This window comes from Diplocloster modestus (assembly GCF_019042245.1).
Lineage (GTDB): Bacteria > Bacillota > Clostridia > Lachnospirales > Lachnospiraceae > Diplocloster > Diplocloster modestus.
Window position 1 is genome coordinate 271,691 of record NZ_JAHQCX010000004.1, and the last position, 22,261, is coordinate 293,951.

The 22,261-nt window shown below is 47.4% G+C and carries 18 protein-coding genes; 1 reads left to right on the top strand and 17 read right to left on the bottom strand.

The annotated features are described in order from the left end of the window. Nucleotides 1-58: 58 nt before the first annotated feature. Nucleotides 59-1,090, bottom strand: coding sequence for a sugar ABC transporter substrate-binding protein (locus tag KTH90_RS08275; RefSeq protein WP_158350176.1), 1,032 nt, complete (start codon nucleotides 1,088-1,090; stop codon nucleotides 59-61). A gap of 193 nt (nucleotides 1,091-1,283) precedes the next feature. Continuing rightward, nucleotides 1,284-2,036: an AraC family transcriptional regulator gene (locus KTH90_RS08280; protein WP_158350177.1), complete on the bottom strand. Its 753-nt coding sequence runs from the start codon at nucleotides 2,034-2,036 to the stop codon at nucleotides 1,284-1,286. 216 nt (nucleotides 2,037-2,252) lie between these two features. On the opposite strand from KTH90_RS08280, the gene KTH90_RS08285 reads away from it, so the two are divergent. Further along, complete coding sequence (locus tag KTH90_RS08285) at nucleotides 2,253-2,750, top strand: hypothetical protein (RefSeq protein ID WP_158350178.1); 498 nt, start codon at nucleotides 2,253-2,255, stop codon at nucleotides 2,748-2,750. Nucleotides 2,751-2,905: 155 nt separating this feature from the next. On the opposite strand, the gene carB is transcribed toward KTH90_RS08285, so the two are convergent. The 15 genes from carB to KTH90_RS08360 form a co-directional block, all read right to left on the bottom strand. Next, nucleotides 2,906-6,103: a carbamoyl-phosphate synthase large subunit gene (carB, locus tag KTH90_RS08290; protein WP_158350179.1), complete on the bottom strand. Its 3,198-nt coding sequence runs from the start codon at nucleotides 6,101-6,103 to the stop codon at nucleotides 2,906-2,908. After that, nucleotides 6,096-7,175 carry a carbamoyl phosphate synthase small subunit gene (locus KTH90_RS08295; protein ID WP_158350180.1) on the bottom strand — a complete coding sequence of 360 codons (1,080 nt, stop codon included), beginning with the start codon at nucleotides 7,173-7,175 and terminating at the stop codon, nucleotides 6,096-6,098. Before KTH90_RS08295 ends, carB begins: the two co-directional genes overlap by 8 nt. A gap of 417 nt (nucleotides 7,176-7,592) precedes the next feature. Then, complete coding sequence (locus KTH90_RS08300) at nucleotides 7,593-8,153, bottom strand: hypothetical protein (RefSeq protein WP_158350181.1); 561 nt, start codon at nucleotides 8,151-8,153, stop codon at nucleotides 7,593-7,595. Further along, nucleotides 8,131-8,814: a hypothetical protein gene (locus KTH90_RS08305; protein ID WP_238726619.1), complete on the bottom strand. Its 684-nt coding sequence runs from the start codon at nucleotides 8,812-8,814 to the stop codon at nucleotides 8,131-8,133. Before KTH90_RS08305 ends, KTH90_RS08300 begins: the two co-directional genes overlap by 23 nt. Beyond that, nucleotides 8,814-10,964: a hydantoinase/oxoprolinase family protein gene (locus tag KTH90_RS08310; RefSeq protein WP_238726639.1), complete on the bottom strand. Its 2,151-nt coding sequence runs from the start codon at nucleotides 10,962-10,964 to the stop codon at nucleotides 8,814-8,816. Before KTH90_RS08310 ends, KTH90_RS08305 begins: the two co-directional genes overlap by 1 nt. Nucleotides 10,965-11,177: 213 nt before the next feature. Continuing rightward, nucleotides 11,178-12,491 carry a citrate transporter gene (locus KTH90_RS08315; RefSeq protein ID WP_158350184.1) on the bottom strand — a complete coding sequence of 438 codons (1,314 nt, stop codon included), beginning with the start codon at nucleotides 12,489-12,491 and terminating at the stop codon, nucleotides 11,178-11,180. Nucleotides 12,492-12,614: 123 nt separating this feature from the next. Continuing rightward, the gene (locus KTH90_RS08320) at nucleotides 12,615-13,559 is read right to left on the bottom strand and encodes an RraA family protein (RefSeq protein WP_158350185.1); all 945 of its coding nucleotides are present in this window, start codon (nucleotides 13,557-13,559) and stop codon (nucleotides 12,615-12,617) included. 32 nt (nucleotides 13,560-13,591) lie between these two features. Then, complete coding sequence (locus KTH90_RS08325; RefSeq protein WP_238726620.1) at nucleotides 13,592-14,560, bottom strand: sugar kinase; 969 nt, start codon at nucleotides 14,558-14,560, stop codon at nucleotides 13,592-13,594. A gap of 368 nt (nucleotides 14,561-14,928) precedes the next feature. After that, on the bottom strand, nucleotides 14,929-15,891 hold the full coding sequence (eda, locus tag KTH90_RS08330; RefSeq protein ID WP_158350186.1) for a bifunctional 4-hydroxy-2-oxoglutarate aldolase/2-dehydro-3-deoxy-phosphogluconate aldolase: 963 nt from the start codon (nucleotides 15,889-15,891) through the stop codon (nucleotides 14,929-14,931). Between the two features lie 107 nt (nucleotides 15,892-15,998). Continuing rightward, on the bottom strand, nucleotides 15,999-17,054 hold the full coding sequence (locus KTH90_RS08335; RefSeq protein ID WP_238726621.1) for a LacI family DNA-binding transcriptional regulator: 1,056 nt from the start codon (nucleotides 17,052-17,054) through the stop codon (nucleotides 15,999-16,001). Between the two features lie 114 nt (nucleotides 17,055-17,168). After that, the gene (locus KTH90_RS08340) at nucleotides 17,169-18,059 is read right to left on the bottom strand and encodes a DUF2156 domain-containing protein (RefSeq protein WP_158350188.1); all 891 of its coding nucleotides are present in this window, start codon (nucleotides 18,057-18,059) and stop codon (nucleotides 17,169-17,171) included. A 245-nt stretch (nucleotides 18,060-18,304) separates the two neighbouring features. Next, a complete protein-coding gene (locus KTH90_RS08345; protein WP_158350189.1) occupies nucleotides 18,305-20,059 on the bottom strand; it encodes an ABC transporter ATP-binding protein in 1,755 nt (584 codons plus the stop codon). 251 nt (nucleotides 20,060-20,310) lie between these two features. Next, entirely contained in the window at nucleotides 20,311-20,667 is a 357-nt protein-coding gene (locus tag KTH90_RS08350; protein ID WP_158350190.1) for a SpoVA/SpoVAEb family sporulation membrane protein, read from the bottom strand. A gap of 93 nt (nucleotides 20,668-20,760) precedes the next feature. Continuing rightward, on the bottom strand, nucleotides 20,761-21,771 hold the full coding sequence (locus KTH90_RS08355) for a stage V sporulation protein AD (protein WP_238726622.1): 1,011 nt from the start codon (nucleotides 21,769-21,771) through the stop codon (nucleotides 20,761-20,763). Beyond that, nucleotides 21,768-22,226 carry a SpoVA/SpoVAEb family sporulation membrane protein gene (locus tag KTH90_RS08360; RefSeq protein ID WP_238726623.1) on the bottom strand — a complete coding sequence of 153 codons (459 nt, stop codon included), beginning with the start codon at nucleotides 22,224-22,226 and terminating at the stop codon, nucleotides 21,768-21,770. Before KTH90_RS08360 ends, KTH90_RS08355 begins: the two co-directional genes overlap by 4 nt. Nucleotides 22,227-22,261: the final 35 nt, after the last annotated feature.

The following is a 22,261-nucleotide window of genomic DNA, read 5'->3' on the forward strand; positions in this document are numbered from 1 at the left end:
TTTCTGAAAAATTTGCACCCTGTTTGACCAGGGTGCAAATTACACAAATGCATCAATCCTATTTACTGTAATTTGTTTCCTTATACTCGGCGGCATTTTCCCCCGTCACTACCTGGTAACCGGAATCGTTAAAGGCTTCCACGGACTCCCCGCCCAACGCCTTAATTGCGGTCTGCACGGCCAGACTCCCCATATTGGAAGGATTCTGGGCAACGGAACCTTTGAAAATAGGGTCTTTGGCGATCATCAGATCACAGGACTGCTCAAACGCGTCGTGTCCGACGATCATCACGTCTTCCCGTCCCGCGGATTTACATGCCTGATAGGCAGCCAGAGCTCCTCCGTCCCATGCGGCAAAAATAGCATTGAACTCCACATTTCCGTTGATCAGATCCTCCACTCCCTTAAGAGCGGTATCATCTACCCAGTCAGCGGCAATGGAACTGACCACTTCCGCATTTGGGGCCTTTTCCTTCAGCGTATCCACAAAACCGTCTTTCCGGTCTTTTCCTGTTCCCTGCGCCACCACGCCGTCGATGGTCACGACCTTTGCATCGTCCCCCAGGGCTTCTGCTATATAAGCAGCGGCTGCCCCGGCGGAAGCCTTGTTGTCGGTAGCCACCAGCGAGGTGATCTCGACGCCCGTCACCCCGTTATCCACCGCGATTACCGGCTTGCCTGCGTCGATGAACTTCTGTACGGCCGGAGCCACACCCACATCGTCACACGGAGCCACGATCAGGGCATCCACATCCTGGGTCAGGAAATCCTCGATTACGGAGATCTGTCCGGCTACATCGTTTTCTTTGGCCGGGCCGATTTCTTTAACGGTAACCTGGGCTTTTGAGGCTGCAGTTTGTATCGCGGCATTCAATTGAACCCAGAATGGTGTCGTGGACGATTTGGAGGCATAACCGATCACATATCCTTTGTCCTCTGTCTCTTGTTTTGTGCTGTCCGACTCAGCAGCCGGTGCAGAATTATTCGGGGCAGAGGTTGCAGATTCTGCACTTTCATTTTTCGAAGAACATCCCGTTATCATAGTTGCACATAATGACACCATACAAATCACGCTTAATAACTTTTTCATGCGGCAAATCCTCTCTTTCTTCTCCTACACATATTTGTTGATAAAGCATAGCTTTCTAAGCGGTTATTAAGTAACTTGCACAATTAATTTTCGGCGCCATCTGTCTTTTATTGTGGTTCTCACTTAATCTGCTCTCTTTATGTACTCACATAATAGCATTTATACCAACCTGTCACAACATTATATTGTGACTTCAGGGTTGCTGAATGTGACTTTTTCTGTAATTTGACGGAGTCGTTTCCATATACTTTTTGAAAGCTCTCGCAAAAGCCTTCTCGTCCATATAACCGCCCACAATACTGGCCTGATACACAGTCGCACCGTTTGCCAGAGCCTTGGACGCCTCGCTCATCTTCTTAGCCAGGATATAGCGGTTCGGAGACATTTTAAAGATGGACTTAAACTTCCTGGAAAAATACGACCGCTCCATCCCTGCCTGATCCGCCAGCTGACTGACCGTCAATTCCTCTCCGATATGCGTATCGATATATTCGATCACGCTCTTCATACGACGGCTGTTCGTCTTACGCAGAGGCAGCACCTCATTTAACATAGTCAAAAAAATATCAAACAGGCGGACGATCTCATTTTGATACTCCGGTTGTCCCGTCAGATAACGGATACTCTTTAAAAGGCTGTACATCACCGTTTCTTTCTCGATCTTCACAACACCGAAATCCGTATAAAAGTCCATCTTGATTTCCACATGGAACCAGAGGACTTCCAAAGGATTGTCCTTATTCTGCCACAATGTATAAGGATTCATCAGCGGAAAGATATAGAAATACCCCTTTTTCAGCCGGATATTCCGTTCCCCTTTCCGCAGATAAGCTTCCCCTCCGCAAATATAGTACATACGGTAAAACAGCGCGCTCTCATCCGTCATTCCCCAGGTGTCCGGACAGATCGTATAATCATTTAACAGAAGATTAAATTCGTAATTCATAATATCCCTCCCAACCAAAAACTCATCTTATCCTGATTATACATAATTCCCCCAAAAATTACACGCACAGAAAAAGCATCTCTTCGTGTTACTCACCTTCCCAGCCTTCACCAGTGCAGGCTTACGCTCCCACGCCGGCCTCCCACATTTCCTGTTGTCAATTTTCCCTTGTTTTACATATACTATATAGATATTAGGAAAAAGGTAACATATCGCATGGATGACTTTTTTGAATTTCTCTCCTTTGAAGGAACCGTAATCAGTGTCGCCAACGCAGACGAAAGATGCTGTACCCAGCGCATCACTGTCCAGAACGACGACAACAGCGTAGTAAACTTTATCGCCACTCCCAATACTTATTTCGTAGATCATATACAGGTGAATCCAGGCATGAGAATCACCGGCTGGTACTCTGCCAACGCCCCTGTTCCCCTGATCTACCCGCCCCAGTACACTGCCGTAGCCATCGCAGAATCCCTGTCCTGGCGCAGTGTTAAAGTCGATCGTTTCGATGATAATCTGATCAGCTATGACGGAACTCTCAGGCTGATCCTATCCCCCTACACCATCATCGAAACCCAGAACGGCCAGCTCTACTACTGTAAACTCGCGGGCCACGTCCTGGCTGTCCAGTACACCGCCACCACCCGCAGTATCCCTGCCCAAACTGTACCCGAGCGGATTACCGTCCTCTGCGTCGACGAACCCCAATAAAAAAGAGAAAAACCCCCATTTTCTGTCACGTTGTCCAACCCGCTCTTCCGCGGGTTTGTGACAGAAAATACAATAAAGGGGTTTTTCTCCTTTTTTATAGCTATGAGCACTTAGCGGCTGTTTTTTAGCCGCTTACGTGCGATGCACGAAAAGGTTTAGATCGTAGCGATATCGATCAGCGTCAGGTTCTTCCCTTCCTGGTTCTCCAGGCTGGTGGCCAGCGCATTGGCCGTATCCAGGGAGGTCAGGCAGTTCACGCCGGTCTCGATAGCATTTCTGCGGATCAGGAATCCATCCCGGTTTTTATCCCGGCCCTGTGTGGGCGTATCGATCACCAGATCGATCTCATGCCCCAAAATCAGGTCCATGATATTAGGTGATTCCTGCGTGATCTTATTGGTGCGCACAGCGTGTACTCCGTTCTCATTTAACACTTTTGCCGTACTTCTGGTGGCGTAGATGCGGTAGCCGATCTTCTCAAATCTTCTCGCCACTTCCACCGCTTCCAGTTTGTCCGCATCTTTTACGGTGATAATCATGTTTTTATATTTGGGCAGGCTGATCCCTGCGCCTAAGAATGCTTTGTAGAGTGCCTCGTTAAAGGTTTTCGCGATGCCCAGCACCTCGCCTGTCGATTTCATTTCAGGCCCCAGGCTGATATCCGCGCCCCGCAGCTTTTCAAAGGAGAACACCGGCATCTTGATGGCGATGTAATCCGCTTCGGGCTGAAGACCCGGTTTGTACCCCATTCCCCTGATGGTCTCCCCGATGATCACACGGGTGGCCAGCTCTACGATGGGGATGCCGGTTACCTTGCTGATGTAGGGGACGGTACGGCTGGATCTGGGGTTCACCTCGATGACATATACCTCGTCGCCGGCCACGATGAACTGGATGTTAATCAAGCCGATAACATGCAGGGATTTCGCCAGCTTCCTGGTGTATTCCTCCAGGACCCGGATCACCTTCTTATTCAGGCTCTGGGCGGGATATACGGAGATACTGTCTCCAGAGTGGACGCCGGCCCTCTCGATATGCTCCATGATACCGGGGATCAGGATATCTTCCCCGTCGCATACCGCGTCGACTTCGATCTCTTTGCCGACCAGATATTTGTCTACCAGGATCGGGTGTTCCTGAGCGATCTGATTGATGATGCCGATGAATTCGTCGATTTCCTCATCACAGATGGCGATCTGCATCCCCTGGCCTCCCAGTACATAGGAGGGCCGAACCAGGACCGGATAACCCAGCTCCGCGGCGGCCGCTTTGGCTTCCTCGGCTGTGTAGACTGTTCTTCCCGCGGGTCTTGGAATACAACACTGCTCCAGAATCTGGTCAAACAGTTCCCGGTCCTCCGCTGCATCCACATTCTCCGCAGAGGTCCCCAGGATCGGAACTCCCATCTTCATCAGGCTTTCCGTGAGCTTGATGGCGGTCTGCCCGCCGAACTGCACGACAGCGCCATCCGGTTTTTCCAGATTTACGATATTTTCCACGTCTTCCGGGGTCAGCGGTTCGAAATACAGCTTGTCGGCGATGTCGAAGTCTGTGCTGACCGTCTCCGGGTTATTATTTACAATAATTGTCTCATAGCCCTGTTTCTTAAAGGCCCAGGTACTGTGAACCGAACAGTAGTCAAACTCAATCCCCTGGCCGATTCGGATCGGCCCTGAGCCCAGTACCAGTACTTTCTTCTTCCCTTCGGTCTTCTCCACCTCACATTCGCTGCCGAAGCAGGAATAGTAATAGGGGGTGGACGCCGCGAACTCTGCGGCGCAGGTGTCTACCATCTTGAAGGCGGCCGTGATCTGGTTCGCCTTTCTCATGGCCTTAACTTCTTCCTCTTTTTTGCCGGAGAGCTGCGCGATGATGTAATCCGGGAATTCCAGCCGTTTTGCCTCGGCCAAAAGCTCCGGTGTCAGTTCATCTTTCTGCAGCGCCTGTTCCATCTCTACCAGGATGGCGATCTTATCGATAAACCACAGGTCGATCTTCGTGATGAAATTGATCGTATCCTGAGAAATTCCCCGGCGAATAGCCTCGGCGATCACAAAGATCCGGCGGTCATCCACGCGGTGCAGCACCTGCATCAGCTCTTCGTCGGACAGATGGCCGAAATCATAGGACATCAGGCTGTCCACATGCTGTTCCAGGGAGCGGATCGCTTTCATCAGCGCGCCTTCGAAGTTGGTACAGATACTCATAACTTCCCCGGTAGCTTTCATCTGGGTGGTCAGCGTGCGCTTTGCCATGATAAATTTGTCAAAGGGCAGTCTGGGTATCTTGACGACGCAGTAATCCAGAGCCGGTTCAAAGCTTGCATAGGTCTTGCCGGTAATGGCATTCTTAATCTCATCCAGAGTATATCCCAGAGCGATCTTGGCTGCCACCTTGGCGATCGGGTAACCCGTGGCTTTGGAAGCCAGCGCGGAGGAACGGCTGACCCGGGGATTTACCTCGATGACGCAGTATTCGAAGCTGTCCGGCTTCAGCGCGTACTGCACATTACATCCGCCGGTAATTTTCAACTCATTGATGATATTGAGGGCTGACGAGCGCAGCATCTGATATTCTTTGTCCCCCAGTGTCTGGGAAGGCGCCACGACGATACTGTCACCGGTATGCACTCCGACAGGGTCGATATTTTCCATATTACAAACGGTGATGCAGTTGCCGGCACCGTCCCGCATTACTTCGTATTCGATCTCTTTCCAGCCGGCGATGCAGCGTTCCACCAGAACCTGCCCCACACGGCTTAAGCGCAGGCCATTGGCCAGAATATCCATCAGCTGGCCCACATTGTAGGCGATTCCGCCGCCGCTTCCCCCCAGTGTGTAAGCGGGCCGCAGTACCACCGGATATCCGATCTCTTTAGCGAACTCAACCCCTTCCTCCACGGTCGTTACTACCTTGGAGGGAGCACAGGGTTCGTTGATCTTTTCCATGGTTTTTTTGAATTCGTCCCGGTCTTCCGCCTTCTTGATGGTAAGGGAGGTGGTTCCGATCAGTCTGACATTCTGCTCTTTTAAGAATCCGGATTCATCCAGCTCCATGGCCAGATTCAGTGCAGCCTGTCCGCCCAGGGTGGGCAGGACGCTGTCCGGTTTTTCTTCTATAATTAACTGCTGAAGCACTTTTACGGTCAGCGGTTCGATGTATACTTTATCGGCGATATCTTTGTCGGTCATGATCGTTGCCGGATTCGAATTCACCAGGACAACTTCGATGCCCTCTTCCTTCAGGGAACGGCAGGCCTGCGTGCCTGCATAGTCGAATTCAGCCGCCTGCCCGATCACGATCGGACCGGAACCGATCACCAGCACCTTTTTTACACTTGAATTCTTAGGCATTCCTGGCCACCTCCATCATAGATATAAAACGGTCGAACAGTGTATTGGAGTCCTGCGGTCCGGGACTTGCCTCGGGATGGAACTGCACGGTAAAAATATTTTTACCGATATATTTTAACCCCTCATTGGTTCCGTCATTGACATTGACAAACGCGGGAACCGCTACATTGGGATCCATGGCCCCTGCATCCACCACATAGCCATGATTCTGCGAGGAAATATAGACCCGCCCGCTGTCCAGATCCTTTACCGGATGATTGGCACCGCGGTGGCCGTATTTCATTTTGTGGGTATCCGCCCCGTTGGCCAGAGCCATGAGCTGATGGCCCAGGCAGATCGCGAAGATCGGAATATCACTCTGGTACAGTTTTTTAATTTCTTCAATGATCTCCCGGCACTCCTTGGGGTCCCCAGGCCCGTTGGACAGCATAATTCCGTCCGGCGCGTCCGCGATGATCTGTTCCGCCTTCGTCCGCGCCGGGTATATGGTTACCTCGCACCCTCGCTCGTTTAAGCATCTGGCGATATTTCTTTTCGCGCCGAAATCCATCAATGCCACTCTGTACCCCTCGCCGGAAAGCGTCTCTTTGTCCGCACAGGTGACTTTCTCCACTACTTTTCCAGTAGTATAAGATTTCAGCCTTGGAAGTATTTCTTCTATATTATAATTCGTATTGGTGGTGATCATACCGTTCATGGTACCTTTTTCTCTTAAGATCTTCGTCAATGCTCTTGTATCTATACCTGCGATTCCGGGGATATTATGTTTTTCTAAGAAATGTTGAATAGAATCTTCACTGCGGAAGTTGCTGGGAAGTCTGGATAATTCTCTGACAATATAGCCGTCCGGCCAGGGTTTTAAGGATTCCATATCCTCATAACATATACCATAATTACCGATTAGCGGATAGGTCATAACCACTGCCTGCCCCGCGTAAGAGGGATCCGTGAGTATTTCCAGATATCCGGTCATTGATGTGTTAAATACGATTTCGCTGATGACTTCACGGTCCGCTCCGATGCTCGTTCCCGTAAATACATGCCCGTCTTCAAGAATGAGAAAAGCTTTCATATTCCACCCTATTCCTTTCATTATTATTGTCTGATTTTCAAGACATACAGGTATACCCGTAGGGTATTTCATTATTAATAGTCTGGTTTCCAAGACATACAGGTATACCCGCAGGGTATTTCATTATTAATAGTAACCCTTGTATTAAGCCTTAAAAATGGCTTTTTCATTATATATAGAAAAAGCCATGGAACCTTTGCCTAAATTGACAGCATTGTACCACAGAATTCGTCACTTTTCAACTATTTACTTTTAATTCAAAATTTTTTTTTGATCATCAAAAATTATGTCAGATCCATAACCGTTCAAGCTCAACAGGAACCAAAGCAGGCAGAGAGGATAGAATATCCTCTCTGCCTGCTTGAAAGCATTTCCGCCAAAACACCTCAGCCCAATTTTTACCTTGTCTTTCGGATTTTATTTTCCAACGCCCAGACGCGTCTCTATCTGATTCAATAATTCTCTCCCCTGTGCCGGACGTATCTTCTCTTTTGCAATTTCCACAAACCGCGCAAATTCCTTGCTTTCTCCCCCCAAGGTAATAACATCTCCATTTTTCAGGGTAAATTTCAACGCTTTTTTGGTCATTGGTTTATCTACCCGGACTACGTCCTCCCACTTAAGTTCGCTGGTTTTTCCCATAAAAGAAATAATTATAATGCGATCGGAGGTAATCAACGTTTTTTTTACAAAAGTAAAGAGCATGCAAAAAGTACCCAGTAGTTGGGATACCAGCTGAAATCCTGCTACAAACAGGTAAGAGGCCGCTCCCGTTCCGGCCGTATTAGCGTCTGTCAGCTTCATCCAACAGATAACAAACCCCATGACAACCAGTAACACTCCCAGGAACGCCGTCATCCAGGTCTCGTGCAGGCAAAGTTCCCCTCGCTCTTTCGGCTGGTTTCGTATAATAAGAAGCGCGGCGGCTCCCAAAATCACCAGGGTCAGCACGATACTAGCATAGATTATCATCTGCATTTTCTATAACCTCCTCTTTCAATCGCATTAGGTACTGGTACAGCTTCTGTGCCTGCTCCGGTGCACGGGGCAGCAGCATCAGCACATCATATATATAAGGCCAAAAATGAATACCAAGAAGCTGGCCGGCAAAAGCCATGGCAGCCACCTCCTCCAGGGAAACAAGTCTGCTCTCCCTATGCAGGGCTCCCAGTTTCCAAAGCTGTATATGCTTCAGGTTCACATACAGAGTCTCATCCTGTTTTTGAAGTACATGAAACAGTTCATGTGCCAAAAGCAGCGAGTAAATATCCACATCTCCCAGCTGCCGGCCAAGCCCGGCGGCTTTTATCAGAGATTGTACATCCCGCGCATTATCATTATAAATCTCAATACAATCCGGTTCATAGTAACAGGCAAATGTTATAATCCCCGGCCCCTTCGGCATAGGGAGATTTCTCACAGTAACCCCTAACTTTTGTGACAGTACGCGGCTGTCACGGCTTTCCCATTTTTCACACAGCTTTTCGGCCTGCTCCCGCCCGCAGGCGGAAGCCTTTATGAAATATTTATGATAAGCCTGATCTGAAAGCTTATTTTGCAGCGGCTCCCTGCTCATGGCATAAGCGCTCCAGACTTTCTCCCCTAAAGACAGCAGCTCACTGCACCAGCCGCTAATCATCACAGTAATTCCGTTCTGGCGCTGATCAAAATGATTTCTTCCTCCATATTCGCGTCCAAAAATTCGCTTCGCATAATCGTAACCAGCTGCTCCAGACTCAAGGTGTTAGAAAAATCCAATACTTTTCCGCCCATGCCCAGGAAAATATCAGGTGTGCGAACCATCTCATTTTTGTAAGTAAGCATTTCGTTCCACAGTTCGGCCGTCTTTTCTTCCCACTCAGCCGCTTTGCACAACACTGCTGTTGCATCGCCGCACTGCACTTTTACAAAGCCGCGATGATCAATCAAGCGGAGCTGCTGCCTATTATCTGCCTTGTGTCCAAAGACAAAGAAAATATCACTTTTCAACAGCATTTCTACTTCCGATGGTTCCGTCCGCATGGAGGCAGCTGCCAGCTTTCTGGCTTCCTCTTCATCACAGCGCAGCTTCAGATCAGTAGCCTGTACCTCATTGGAACCAAGGGCAATAGCCGTAACCTTAGAGGTCTGAGAATCGATTTCCACCTGCACCTCCACGGTATCCGGCACCGCGCCATTCTTAATTGCCATAGCTGCGGCCTCTTTTTTTATCTCTGCTATATCTTCTGTTGTCGGATTCGGAATCACACGTTCCACCACATCACGAATCATGGCCAGAGCGACGCCAATGGAAGAAATGACCTCCGCATGGGTCGGAATCGAATAGTTCATACCCATTGCTTCCGCGCAAAATGGAAGTAATGCGCCGGCTCCGCCGCCACACCCGACTAAAGAAATCTGATCCCGCTGGATTTTATATTTTTCAGAAAAACCCAGAATGACCGGTTCGATTTTTTCATAAGCTTTCTGAAGAATCTGCCGCGCACACTCCTCCACGGAAACTCCCAGATAATCTGCAAGGGGTTTCATTGCCTTCCGGGCACTTTCTACATTTCCGTAGCTATAATCTCCCTTCTTCACATAGCCAAGAACATTCGCCGCGCAGCTATTCGTGATTGTGATGCGTTTCCCGTCTGCCAAACGGATGCGGACATAATCGCCGGGATCCCCTTCCTTTGGCGAGAAGAATTCCAGCACCGGATCTGTGATCTCTTCCTCCGGTGTGTATACCGCATAGGTCAGGCCGCCTATATGGGCACTTCTGGGGCCCACATCTGCCAGCTTGTTTCCATTCGCGCGCACCATGGAGCCTCCGGCCACACCAAGCACAATGACATCAAGAGAATTTACATACGTCTGATGCCCTCCTACAACAGAATACTCCACTGCCGGACGGCCGTTTTTGATCACACCGATGTTGGTGGATGTGCCTCCCACCTCAAAATAGATACCGTTTGAGGCCCGAAGGTACATCAGTGCTCCCATTACAGAAGCCGCAGGGCCGGACAGCATCGTCAGGACGGGACGCTTCTTCATCTCGGCAATATCCATAACGCCGCCGTCACCTCTCATGATCATTAACGGCACATCAATTCCCGACTTACGTACTGCCATTTCCGTACTGTTAGCCGTATTCAGCATCTTGGGCAGTATGCTGCCGTTGATTGCCGCCGTCCGGGTTCGGCGTGTGAGGCCATACAGCTTGCTGATTTCGGAAGCCACACTGACCATCAGCCCCTTTTCCTCCGCTACCTTCTTTACCAGCAATTCATCCTCAATCCCATCCACCCCAAAAGCCTGCGAAGCCACAATCACCTCCGCTCCTTCTGCCTGCAGACAGCCGATCTCCTGTTCCACTCTATCCTCTGTAATTTCCTTATTTTTCAAAAACGTATGGCAAGTCTCAATCCTGCGGCCGGTGCCAAGATCGATGTCCCCGATCCTGCTCTGCTTCCTGGCCAGTATCCCCTCCAGGCCGCCCCCGCCCATAGCCAGGATACCCACCTTCGCCACATCGCCCTCCAGCAATGCGTTGGTTGCCTGCGTAGTGCTATGCGCAATAAATACTACATCTTTCGGATCAATATTATTTTTTGTTAAACAATTTTCAAAACATTCTATAACGCCCGCCGCCACTCCAAGCTCGTGGTCATGCGTTGTCATCACAATGGATTCACCCACGATCTCCTGCGTTTTATTATCCAGGGCTACCGCCTTGGTATGCGTTCCTCCTACGTCAATTCCGACACGAATATTACACTTACTCAACTGGGTATTCCTCCTATTCATTTTCGATAGGTAAAAAGAGTATCGCTTGCAAAACTCTCCGCCTGAGGCAGGCCGCGCAAACGGCATCTTCCTTTCCGCCACAGTACGATCCCCCGGAAGGCTTTTTTATGCAACAGGAGCGCTATCCCATTGCAGAAAAAAGGGTTGGGAAGAGGGAATCCCTCTCCCCCCTCGAAATCGAAACGAATTCCGGCAGAAACTATCATCATAATTTTAGATTGCGAACATGAAGTATGCGACAACCTCTAGGACAAACGCGCAAGGCAGCGCATAGGGCAGTACCTGCCGCATAAAGTCTTTGATATTCACCTGCGTATAACCGATCGCCCACATATTCCAGGATTGTGTCGGGCATACATTGGTAGTTATAGTACAGCAGGGAATGTAAAACAGCGGATACAGAATGCTTAACGGCAGGTTTGTAGCGCTTGCAACGATTACAAAAGTAGCGACGCCGGCTCCCCAGATAGTTAACGGTCCGCGATACAGGGCCAAAAAGCCAAAAATACCAAAAATCAGGAACAACGCCAGCACATTGGTCGGCATAATCGGGGCAACGATCGGGGCAAGCAGATCCTTGCAGGAGCCTGCAGACTTGATAAACATCTGCAAAAACATCAGGAATGCGAGAACCAGGCCTACATCGGCAACGCCGTCATGGAAGGTTTTCTGGACCATTTCTGCAATCTTATTCCAGCTTTTTAAATTACCGGTAAAAAGCAAAGCCCATATAACAGCAAAGCAAATAGCCGGTACCTGCTGAATACCAAAGACAATGGAAAGGAAAACAGGAAGCAGCGGTGTCAGCATGGCCAGAACACCAACCTTCTTGCCATTTGTATCCACGTTGGGGGTAGCCGCCCACGCATGAGCCTTCTTGCCCTTCTTCCTGCTCAGGATCACCATCAGAACGATGGAGATAAAATGGATCACGAAGGCAGCAAACGCGAACCGATACCATTGGCTCCACTCCGCAGCAGTAGACAGATATTTTGCATCGCCGATCATCATAGTACCGGCGGCCTGCGTCAGCAGGGATTGATTAAAATAAAGTCCGCAGCCTACGCTCATTACAAAGGAACCTGCAGCCAGTGTCTTTGGAATCCCAAGAGAAAGCATGATCGGGAAAACGATAACACCGATGGCAACGACAGCGCCAGGGCCATAGGAGGTCGTAAATATAAGAGCTGTAACAATGCACAAAAGGATACAAGTAATACCCGGCTTATCGCCGCCAAGCTCAACTGCCTTACGGATAATCGTGCCGGCAATCCCTGTCTCAAGCAATATACGCCCAAACCAGCTGCCGAAAATGATGTACACGGCTGTCGGGCCGAAACCGGTCGGACCACCGTTAAATATCGTCTCATTGATTGTTGGCCAGTCGATGACACCGCCAATCGCTCCCAATCCGGACCAGAGAACAGCCATAATAAACAGGCCCAGCATCAGATTGCCGCCCTTAGCGGCATAAACAATAAATGCAAGATATGTAATCAATAAGAGTACACCAATAATAGTTTCCATAAAATAATTGCTCCCTTCTTTTACTTTTCAGTCATAAATTCCTTTTTCTCATTCCTTCTGCCGGCTCTAACAAGCTTTCTTTCCGTCTTAGATTTCACCCTTCCCAAATGTGAAACTTGTTCGTTATACCTCATCAAGCCTTCTCATCTGTGAATTTGACCAATGACGGTTATATCGGGTCTTTCCCGTCCTTGCATCCTCATATTCTATGCTCCAGTCAAGATGTCGATAGGGCGCTCCCGCCTCCTCAACGGCTATCCATTTCACAAGATCATCCATCATTTCCTCAGACCATGGGAAGGTATCGATATCCGCGCCATTATAAACCCCCTCCTTGATTCTCTGGAAACCGAATAAGTCGCGCACCTTCGTCTTCTCCGCGTGATTTACCACCTCTTCTGCCAGATGTGGAGGGATAAACAGTACTCCCGCGTCGCATGCATACACAACATCTCCAGGCAGGCAGACTGCTCCGCCTATACGGCACGGCGTATTGAATCCTGTAAGCACATGGTCGCGTAAGGGCGTGGGGTCAACTCCGCGGTAATATACATTGATGTCCGTTAACGTCTTCATCTGCTCAAGGTCACGTATGGATCCCCAAACTACCGCACCACCGCGTTTTGTCCGCTCCTGCAGCACAGTACCGAGATTGCCGCCTATAATGGTTCCGTATTTGACCTTATCAAACAGGTCTATAATCCATACGTCATCTTCAACCAGGCTGTCTACAACAAATATATTATACAGGTTCGTATTACCTTGCATCCCCTGCACCTTTGCCTGGCGTTTCATGGCGATTTCCAGGTCAAGGCGGATCGGAACAAAGGTTGACGTAACTGCACGTCCTACCGTAGGAGTGTTCATCTGCGGATTTGAACTTCTGAATCCGGTCTGGAACTGGTTATCATATCCAAGCTGCCAGCCTATCTCCCAGACCTCCTCAAGACTGTAATGGCGTATTTTCTCCAGAATCTCATCCGATACCCTGGGACGTCCGTCCTGCATACGCTCGCCTTCCCATAAAGGTGTAATTTGAATAATGTCTTTCTTACAGTTGAATTCCATTGCCTTACTCCTCCTTTTATGATTCTTTTAAATTACAGGCTCCCTCCGGTTCTCCAGTCCTTTTGGCCTGACATGAACCGGTTAAGCTCCTGAATTGTCGGAAGTCCATCGTTATCACCGATACTCATTACCTGAATTGCACCCACAGCATTACCTCTGCGGACAGCCTCTTTCATAGATAAACCTTCTCTGAATCCGGTAAGCACTCCTGCCGCAAATCCATCTCCCGCCCCCACCGTATCAACCACCTGATCAACCTTAAAACCTTCCGCATATCCGTTCTCATTACCTGACGCATAGTATGCGCCCACACTTCCAAGCTTAATAATTATAGTCTTAGCACCTTTGGTAAGATAATAATCAGCAATTCTCTCCGGTTCCTCCAGCCCTGTAAGAATCCTGGCCTCACTAATTCCCGGCAGGAACATATCACTCTTTCCAGCTATATCATTCATATAATCGCACATAACTTTTTGGTCTCCCCATAACTGAGGGCGCAAATTTGGATCAAAAGTAAAACACATTCCGTTTTCCTGCGTCTTTTCCAAAAGTGCCGCCACAGCTTCACGTGCCGACTCCGACAGCGCAGGTGTAATTCCCGTCATATGAATGGCGTCATATCCGTTGAAATCGAGTTCTTCAATATCGCCGGCATTTAAAGTCGAAGCGGCTGAATTCCTGCGAAAATAAAAAATATCCGGGTCGCCCTTCTCCACCTTTGATTTCAGCATAAAACCTGTAAAATGATCCTCTGCAAACCGAATAAGCTCTGTCGAAATATTTTCAGCTTTCATCATCTTAATTACTCGTTTTCCAAAAGGATCGTTACCGAGCTTTGTAAAATATCCTACCCGATGCCCCAGACGGCGCATTCCTACAGCCACATTAAATTCGGCGCCGGCCAAAGCCATGGTATATCCACTTACGTCTTCAAATTCCCCCTTTTCCTGTGCTATAAATAAGCCCATTGGTTCTCCCACTAACAATGTACCCTTTTCCACTTTTTCACCTCCCTTCTTAAACATTTCAAATTGCCCTGAAGCAGCAATTTTATTTGATACCTTCTCTTCTTGCACAGCTATGTTAATCGATTTCAAAACAAATCAAAATTTCACTTTTTCAATTAAATTAATATATTGTACAATTTTTAATGTATTTTATTACTTTTTTTATGAGATTACATTAAATATATCACATGCCATAAGTGTAAATCAAGTAATTTTTACTTAATATTTTCTAATTATTAAATGTATTTATTTTTTTATGTTTATCGTTTTACAAAAATCCCCAAAAATATTTCATAAATAAAAAGAGTCTACAGCAAAAATGCCGCAGACTCTGCTATTTTTTGATTCTATTATTTCTTCTTTCAGGATCTAGATCGTAAATGAATGGCAAATCCGCCAATCTCTTCCTGAAAATATATTGCAATTAACTTCTTTAAATCATCTTTTGGTTTGTCTCGGAAAGTATAGCCGCGATTCTCAAAATACGCGATTGCCCGGTCAATATAGTTTGTTTCTACTGCTATATGTCCACGCTCCCCATATAACGGATTTTTCAATATTTCAAACATAGTTCCAGCAAAGTAGGAAGCAGATGAATCTATCATTGGCAATTCAAACATCTCTGATAATAACTCGGCCTTTTCCCTAGCCTCTTCCTGATTACCGGAATTCATCCCCACATGCAGCAATTTAAAATCATGCATTTTTAAAACAGCTGCTTTCGCAATCTGTTCTATTTCATCAAACTTTCCCTCTTCAATCAGTTTAAGAGGACATAGCCAGCTGCCCCCGCATGAAGCAACACTAGGCACATCCAGGTATTCCATCAAGTTATCAGCGTTTATTCCACCGGTCGGCATAAAGCGCAGCGTATTGTAAACAGCGGATAAAGCTTTTATAAAAGCGGTACCTCCAAGGATTTCTGCTGGATAAACTTTTACCAGTGTTAACCCCAATTTTACAGCCTGCTGGGCTTCTGATGGGGTTGCGACTCCCGGTATCACTAAAATCTTCTCCCGGCTGCAATATTCTACCAGCTCTGCGTCCAGCCCAGGGCTAATTATAAATTGGGCACCGGCATTTATAGCATCCTTCGCCATGTCTATGCTGGTAATCGTCCCTGCACCAACCAACATATCCGGTAATGCTCTGCGGATTTCCTTTATAGAATCCCTTGCAGCCGCTGTGCGATATGTAATCTCTGCTACTCTGATTCCGCTTCTCATTAATGCCGATGCCAAAGGTACTGCATGTTCGCTTGAATCCAGTACAATGACCGGCGTGATTCCATTTAAATAAATTTTTTCAGCCGCCTTATCTTTCATAAAAGCTTTCCCCCTTTACAAACAGTATGTTAATCGATTTCATAATTTACAAAATCAGTATATCAGTTTGCGGAGAAAAAGACAAGACAGTTTTATTATTTCAAAAACTATTTATTTCGTATGCGCAATGTTGAATCCCTTATCACCAAAGGATTAGGCAGAAGAATTTCACTAGGCAGTTCATCCGGAGCGGCAATCCGTTCCAGTAACAATTTTGCCGCCCGCTCTCCAAGCTCCTTTGCATAAATGGTTGCCGTAGTAATATTGGTGTGTACAATTTCCGGCCAATTCATCCCATTATTCCAATCCCAATCATCCGGGCCGCACAGGCCAATATCATCCGGCATCGATAACCCTAATTTTGTAATAGCCTTATAGACACACATTGTCGAAACACTATTCGTACCAATAATCGCAGGGATGTCATCCTGGCTCAATGAACTAAGAAATTTTTTCAACTGTGCAATCACGCAGTCTTTATCATTCACATCAATCACATAAATATCATTTTCCGGCAGATAGCCATAGATCTCATGAACCGAGGCAAGAAATGCATCACGCCTTCTGTAACGGGTTGAATTATCGCTCCATGGCTGTACAAAAAAAGCAAGTCTTGTAAATCCCTGCTCTTTAAGATGCATCACAAAGCTTCTAATCATTTCATTATCCTTATTTGTAACAATATTAAAATTATAATCCCGCACGAAACGATCGCAAAGAACAATCGGAAAACCCTGACATGCTAAACTTATTAAAAATTTATTATCCGCAGATGTCGTGTTAACGATCAGCCCATCCACTTTTTTAAAAATCAGTGAACGGATATATTGTTCTTCACGCTGTTTATTCTCACTGCAATTAAGAAACAAAGGTGTGTATCCATTAGATACTAGAACCCTCTCAATTCCTATAATGATTGCCGAAGAAAAAGGCGATGACACATCCGCAATTAATACACCAATCATGTTACTTTTTTGGTTTCTTAAACTGCGCGCTATGTCACTTGGATGATAATCCAGCAATTCAATAACTGTCTTTATCCTATTACGGGTCTGTTCACTCATCAGTTCTTCTTTCCCGTTTATATACCGCGACACAGTAGTTGTCGAGACACCGGCCGCCTTTGCAATATCATTGATTGTAACTTTAGCTTTTGCCTTCAATCATTAAACTCCTTTAACTGTAAATTCATGAATTGTGGTTTATTATGTGCAATTTTTTGAAATCTGCCGAATTTCAACTCCATATACGAAAGGAAGCAGCCTACTGCCTTCTCATTAAGCGTAGGTGACAACGCCCTTTTGGAGCAGGATTTCCGGCCGATAGGACAATTTTGCTTTTCTGAGTCCTTCACTTCCGGCATCGTCCTCCCGGTTCGTATATTTATAATTTTTCGCCTCATGCGCCGCGAACTGCTGATTGATCATCGGATAAGCGCCAGGCACATCGGCAAAAGCTTTTTCATTGTGAACCACAAAGGTATCATCGCTTACCGGTTCCCCGATCGCGATCGCCACCACCTGCCCTTTTGCACGGATCAGACCGCCTGATAAGTGCAGTTCCTTTAACAGACGCAGCGCATTCATGGTCACGCACAGCTCCAGGCGCTTTTCCTCATCCTGGTCACAGGCATTTTCATGACGCCATTTCAGCGCCATCTGGAACGCGTCGTCCAGATTTTCATCCGTAATCTTTTCATATACCCAATCCGGATACAGCTCCCGGAATTTGTTAATATGGTTTCTCTTACCGTGATATTTTTTACCGGCCAGAGTGATCAGCTTTTCCGTTTCATAGACGTAATCTGCGGAATCCCGGTCGTACTCGATCTTAAATTTCCCCGGATATAATGCCTCCAATTTCGCAAAATCCTCTTCCGTAACCAGATGCATCCGGAATGGATTACCTTTTTCCTCGTAGTACTCCATCATTTTATCCATACAGCTTTTTAAATCCCCCTGTCCTCTGGGAAAATCAAAAGAGGGATTTTCTTGTATTGTCTGAAATACCAGCATGTCATCGACGATGGCAAATTCGATCGGATACTGCCTGGACCACAGGTAGGTGTTGGCAAATGTTTCTTCGCAGCTTCTGACCTGGGAGGCCCAGAGGTACTTAGTGACCAGATCCCGGTCTTCCAATGCTATTTTCTTAAATTCTATTTCCATAACTTTACTTCCTATCCTTTTTTCTATTCGTAGTTTCAATCTCATTTCAGTGGGAGATACCGGTTATTTTCTGCCGATAGCAGCCGTTAAGCTGGATCCGCCGGTTCCGGTTCCGCCTATAGAGTCGGGAAATCTTTGTTCATTATATTAAACAAGTTCCCCTTATTTTATACCTTGTCATGCAGCGAAAGCTGCATGCCTGCCCGAAGGGCATGTATTACGGGATGCCCTTTGGGTATACCTTGTCATGGGACCGAAGTCCCCTCATTGCGGAACTGCATTTGATACAGGCGTGCGTAGATTCCGTTTTTATCAAGAAGTTCCTCATGTGTTCCCTCTTCCTGGATTCCCTCCTCTGTCAGCACCAATATTTTTTCCGCATTGCGGATCGTGGACAGGCGGTGGGCGATCACAAAGGTAGTCCGGTTAGACGCCAGCCGTTCCAGAGATTCCTGAACCACCCGCTCACTCTCATTATCCAGAGCCGAAGTAGCCTCATCAAAAATAAGAATCGGTGGATTCTTTAGAAACACCCTGGCAATGGATAATCTCTGCTTTTGTCCGCCGGAAATCTTCACTCCCCGCTGTCCGATATCCGTATGATAGTGATCCTGCATTTCCATAATAAATTCATGGGCATTTGCCAGTTTTGCCGCCCGGACAACCTCTTCATCCGTAGCATCCGGCCTGCCGTACCGGATATTATCCATTACCGTTCCGGCAAACAGATACACATCCTGCTGAACGATTCCAATTTGATCTCTCAGATCCTTCAAACGCATATTTCGTATATCGATCCCGTCAATCGTAATGCGCCCCGAAGTAACATCATAAAATCTCGGGATCAGACTGCAAAGCGTCGTCTTACCGGCGCCTGAAGTTCCTACCAAAGCAATATAAGTACCTGCCTTCACATCCAGACTCACATGATGAAGCACCTTATCCGTACTGTCCTCATAACGGAAGGAGACGTCTTCGAATACGATATCTCCCCGCAGCTTCCGAATCGGAACTGCATCTTTTCCATCCCTGATATCCGGTTCCACATCCAAAATTTCCAAAAAGCGCTCATACCCGCTGTATCCGTTCTGGAACTGCTCGGTAAAATTCACCAGCTTCTTCACCGGCTCCGTAAAATTATTAATATATAGAAGAAATGTAATCAGGTCCGCTGCGTCGACCGTTCCCCTGGCGATAAACATCCCTCCGGCCATGAGTACCACCACGGTTACCAGGGTCGTAAAAGCCCCCAGCCCCGAATTATATCCTCCCATATACAGGTAGCTTCTCTTCTTCGCATCCACAAACTTGCTGTTGCCTTTATAAAACTTCTTCAGCTCGATCTCCTCATTGGCAAAAGACTTTACTACCCGGATACCGGAAAGATTATCCTCGATCTGACTGTTAATATCCGCGATCTTCGCCCGATTCTGCTTAAACGCGTGCTTCATTTTCGTATTAAAATAAAACGCATAGATCAGCATCACCGGCAAAAATGCAAACGCCACCCACGTCAGCGGCATGTTCACCTGAAACAGAATCACAAAAGAACCGATCATCTTGATCAGGGAAATAAATACATCCTCCGGCCCATGATGTAAAAGTTCACTGATATCAAACAGATCATTCGTAACCCTGGATAGCAGCTGCCCAACCTTTTGATTATCATAAAAAGCGAACGACAATTTCTGATAATGGGCAAAGATCTCATTTCTCATATCATACTCGATCTTCGCTCCCATAATATGTCCGTAATAGGCAATATAAAAATTACAGACAAATTCAATCAGTACCAGACCAATCATCAAAATTCCAAGCCGCAGTACCATCTGCACCGCATCGTTTAGCGGCAGCGCCGATACCCGGCTGGTAATATAGCGGACGATCAACGGAATTACCAAAGTCACCGCGGCGCCTATCACAGCAAAAAACATATCTGAAATAAAAAGCCACTTATAAGGTTTGTAATACGAAAATAGTTTCCTCCATTTATGTTCCATCATATTCCCCCTAGCTTACCTATTATAAACTCTCTGCCAAAATTTTTCAACTGTAATTATTCAGAGTGCAGATTGGTAAATTCGACAGTAGGCAGGGATGACTCCGGGAAGGCGGAACATAAGGAACGGGAGCTTCACTGGTCCCTGCCCTGGGAAAACAAAATAAAAAGAGAAAAGGATATACATCCGCGGTTGTATATCCTTAATCTATATTAAAAGTACGGGCAGAAGCCTCGTTACTTGAAATATCTTTATTTTTTCATTTTGGGATTGAATATAAGGGAAGCAAGGTATCCGAAGATTAGAGCTGCGGATACTCCTACAGCGCTGGCGGTAAAGCCTCCCATAAAGATCCCGAGGAATCCGTCGCTTGCGATCGACTCTTTGACACCCTTCCATAACAGATTCCCGAATCCAAGAAGCGGAACGCTGGCTCCGGCCCCTGCGAATTCCTGGAATGGCTGATAGATGTTAAGAGCTCCGAGTACAGCGCCGCTGCATACCAGAAGTACCATGATTCTGCCGGGCATCAGTTTTGTTTTTTCCATCAATATCTGAACCAGGGCACAGATCAGGCCGCCTACCCAGAAAGCATTGATATAATCCATTTATGTCCATCTCCCTTCTCTTTCTTTGCGTGGACAATACACTTAGTTTGTCCCGATCATAAGGCATTATGCACGTTCGGGCGGTAAAAATGATCAGCAGCTCTCCAGTACAACCGCCTGGGCGATGCCGGGAACTGTATTTCCTTCGTTGTAGCTTACCTTTGAGAGCAGCGCTCCGGTAGGTACCAGCATGACCCGTTTCCACGCTTTTTTCTCCAGCTGTCTCATAATATAGGCCGACAGGGTTACGGCCGCACAGCCGCAGCCGCTGCCGCCGTTGTGGGTGTCCTGGCGCTCTGCGTCATAGATCTCAATGCCGCAGTCCGTATGCTGGCTGCTGATATCAAAACCCTTTTCCTTCAGCAGTTCCAGAAGAATGGTTTTCCCTACATTTCCCAGATCCCCGGTAAAAATGCGGTCATAGTCGGACGGCTGGCGGTTGAAATCCATGAAATTCTGGTAGATTGTGTCACAGGCCGCAGGCGCCATACATGCCCCCATATTCAGGGAATCTTTGAGGCCGTAATCCACGATTTTTCCGGTGGTAATACCGGTAATACGAACTTTCCCTCCGTCTTTGCCCAGCACGAATGCACCGCAACCGGTGACTGTCCAGCAGGCGGACAGGGGCCGCTGGCCGGCGTACTGCAGGGGGAAACGGAATTCCTTCTCCGCACTGCCAAAATGGCTGGAAGCCATGGAGATTACATAATCCGCATAGTCCGCAGCTACTATCATAGCTCCCAGGGATAACGCTTCTCCTATGGTGGAGCAGGCTCCGTACAGTCCGAACAGCGGAATGTTCAGATCCACCAGTCCAAAGGAAGTAGCCACTCCCTGGGCCAGCAGATCACCGGAAAAGATATAGCGGATCTGCCAGCTCTCTAGTCCCGCTTTTCCGATGGCCATTTCCCCAGCCTGCTTCTGAAGATAGCTTTCAGCTGCCTCCCACGTTTTCTCACCAAACAGCGCGTCTTCGCCAACCACATCAAACAAATGTCCAAGGGGACCCTCTCCTTCTTTTTTTCCCACGATTGAGGCATGCCCCAATATATGCGGAGCATGTTCAAATTGCAGGCTTTGCTTTCCGATCATCTGCGTCATGAGATCACCCCCGTCCACTGCAGCAGATAATAGATCAATCCCAGCAGCCAAGAGGTAAAGATTCCGTACAGGATCACCGGACCGGCGATGGTAAATATTTTACACCCCACACCGAATACCTGGCCTTCCTTTTTAAACTCGATGGCAGGCGCCGCTACGGAATTAGCGAATCCGGTAATGGGTACCAGTGCGCCTGCTCCGCCGAATTTCGCAATCGCCGGGTAGATATTCAAACCGGTCAGGATGATACTGACCAAAATCAAAATCAGGGAGGTCCAGGCTCCGCTGATATCTTTCTCCAGACCGAGGCCCTCGCAGTAATTCAGAATAAACTGGCCAATCACACAGATAATCCCGCCGACGATAAATGCTTTCAGCATATTTAACGAGAGACTGTGGGTCGGTGTCACCTGCTTTACGTATTCGCCGTACTGTTGTTGTTTCTTTTCGTCCATAATTGCATTCTCCTTTACAAATGTAGCTGTATTTA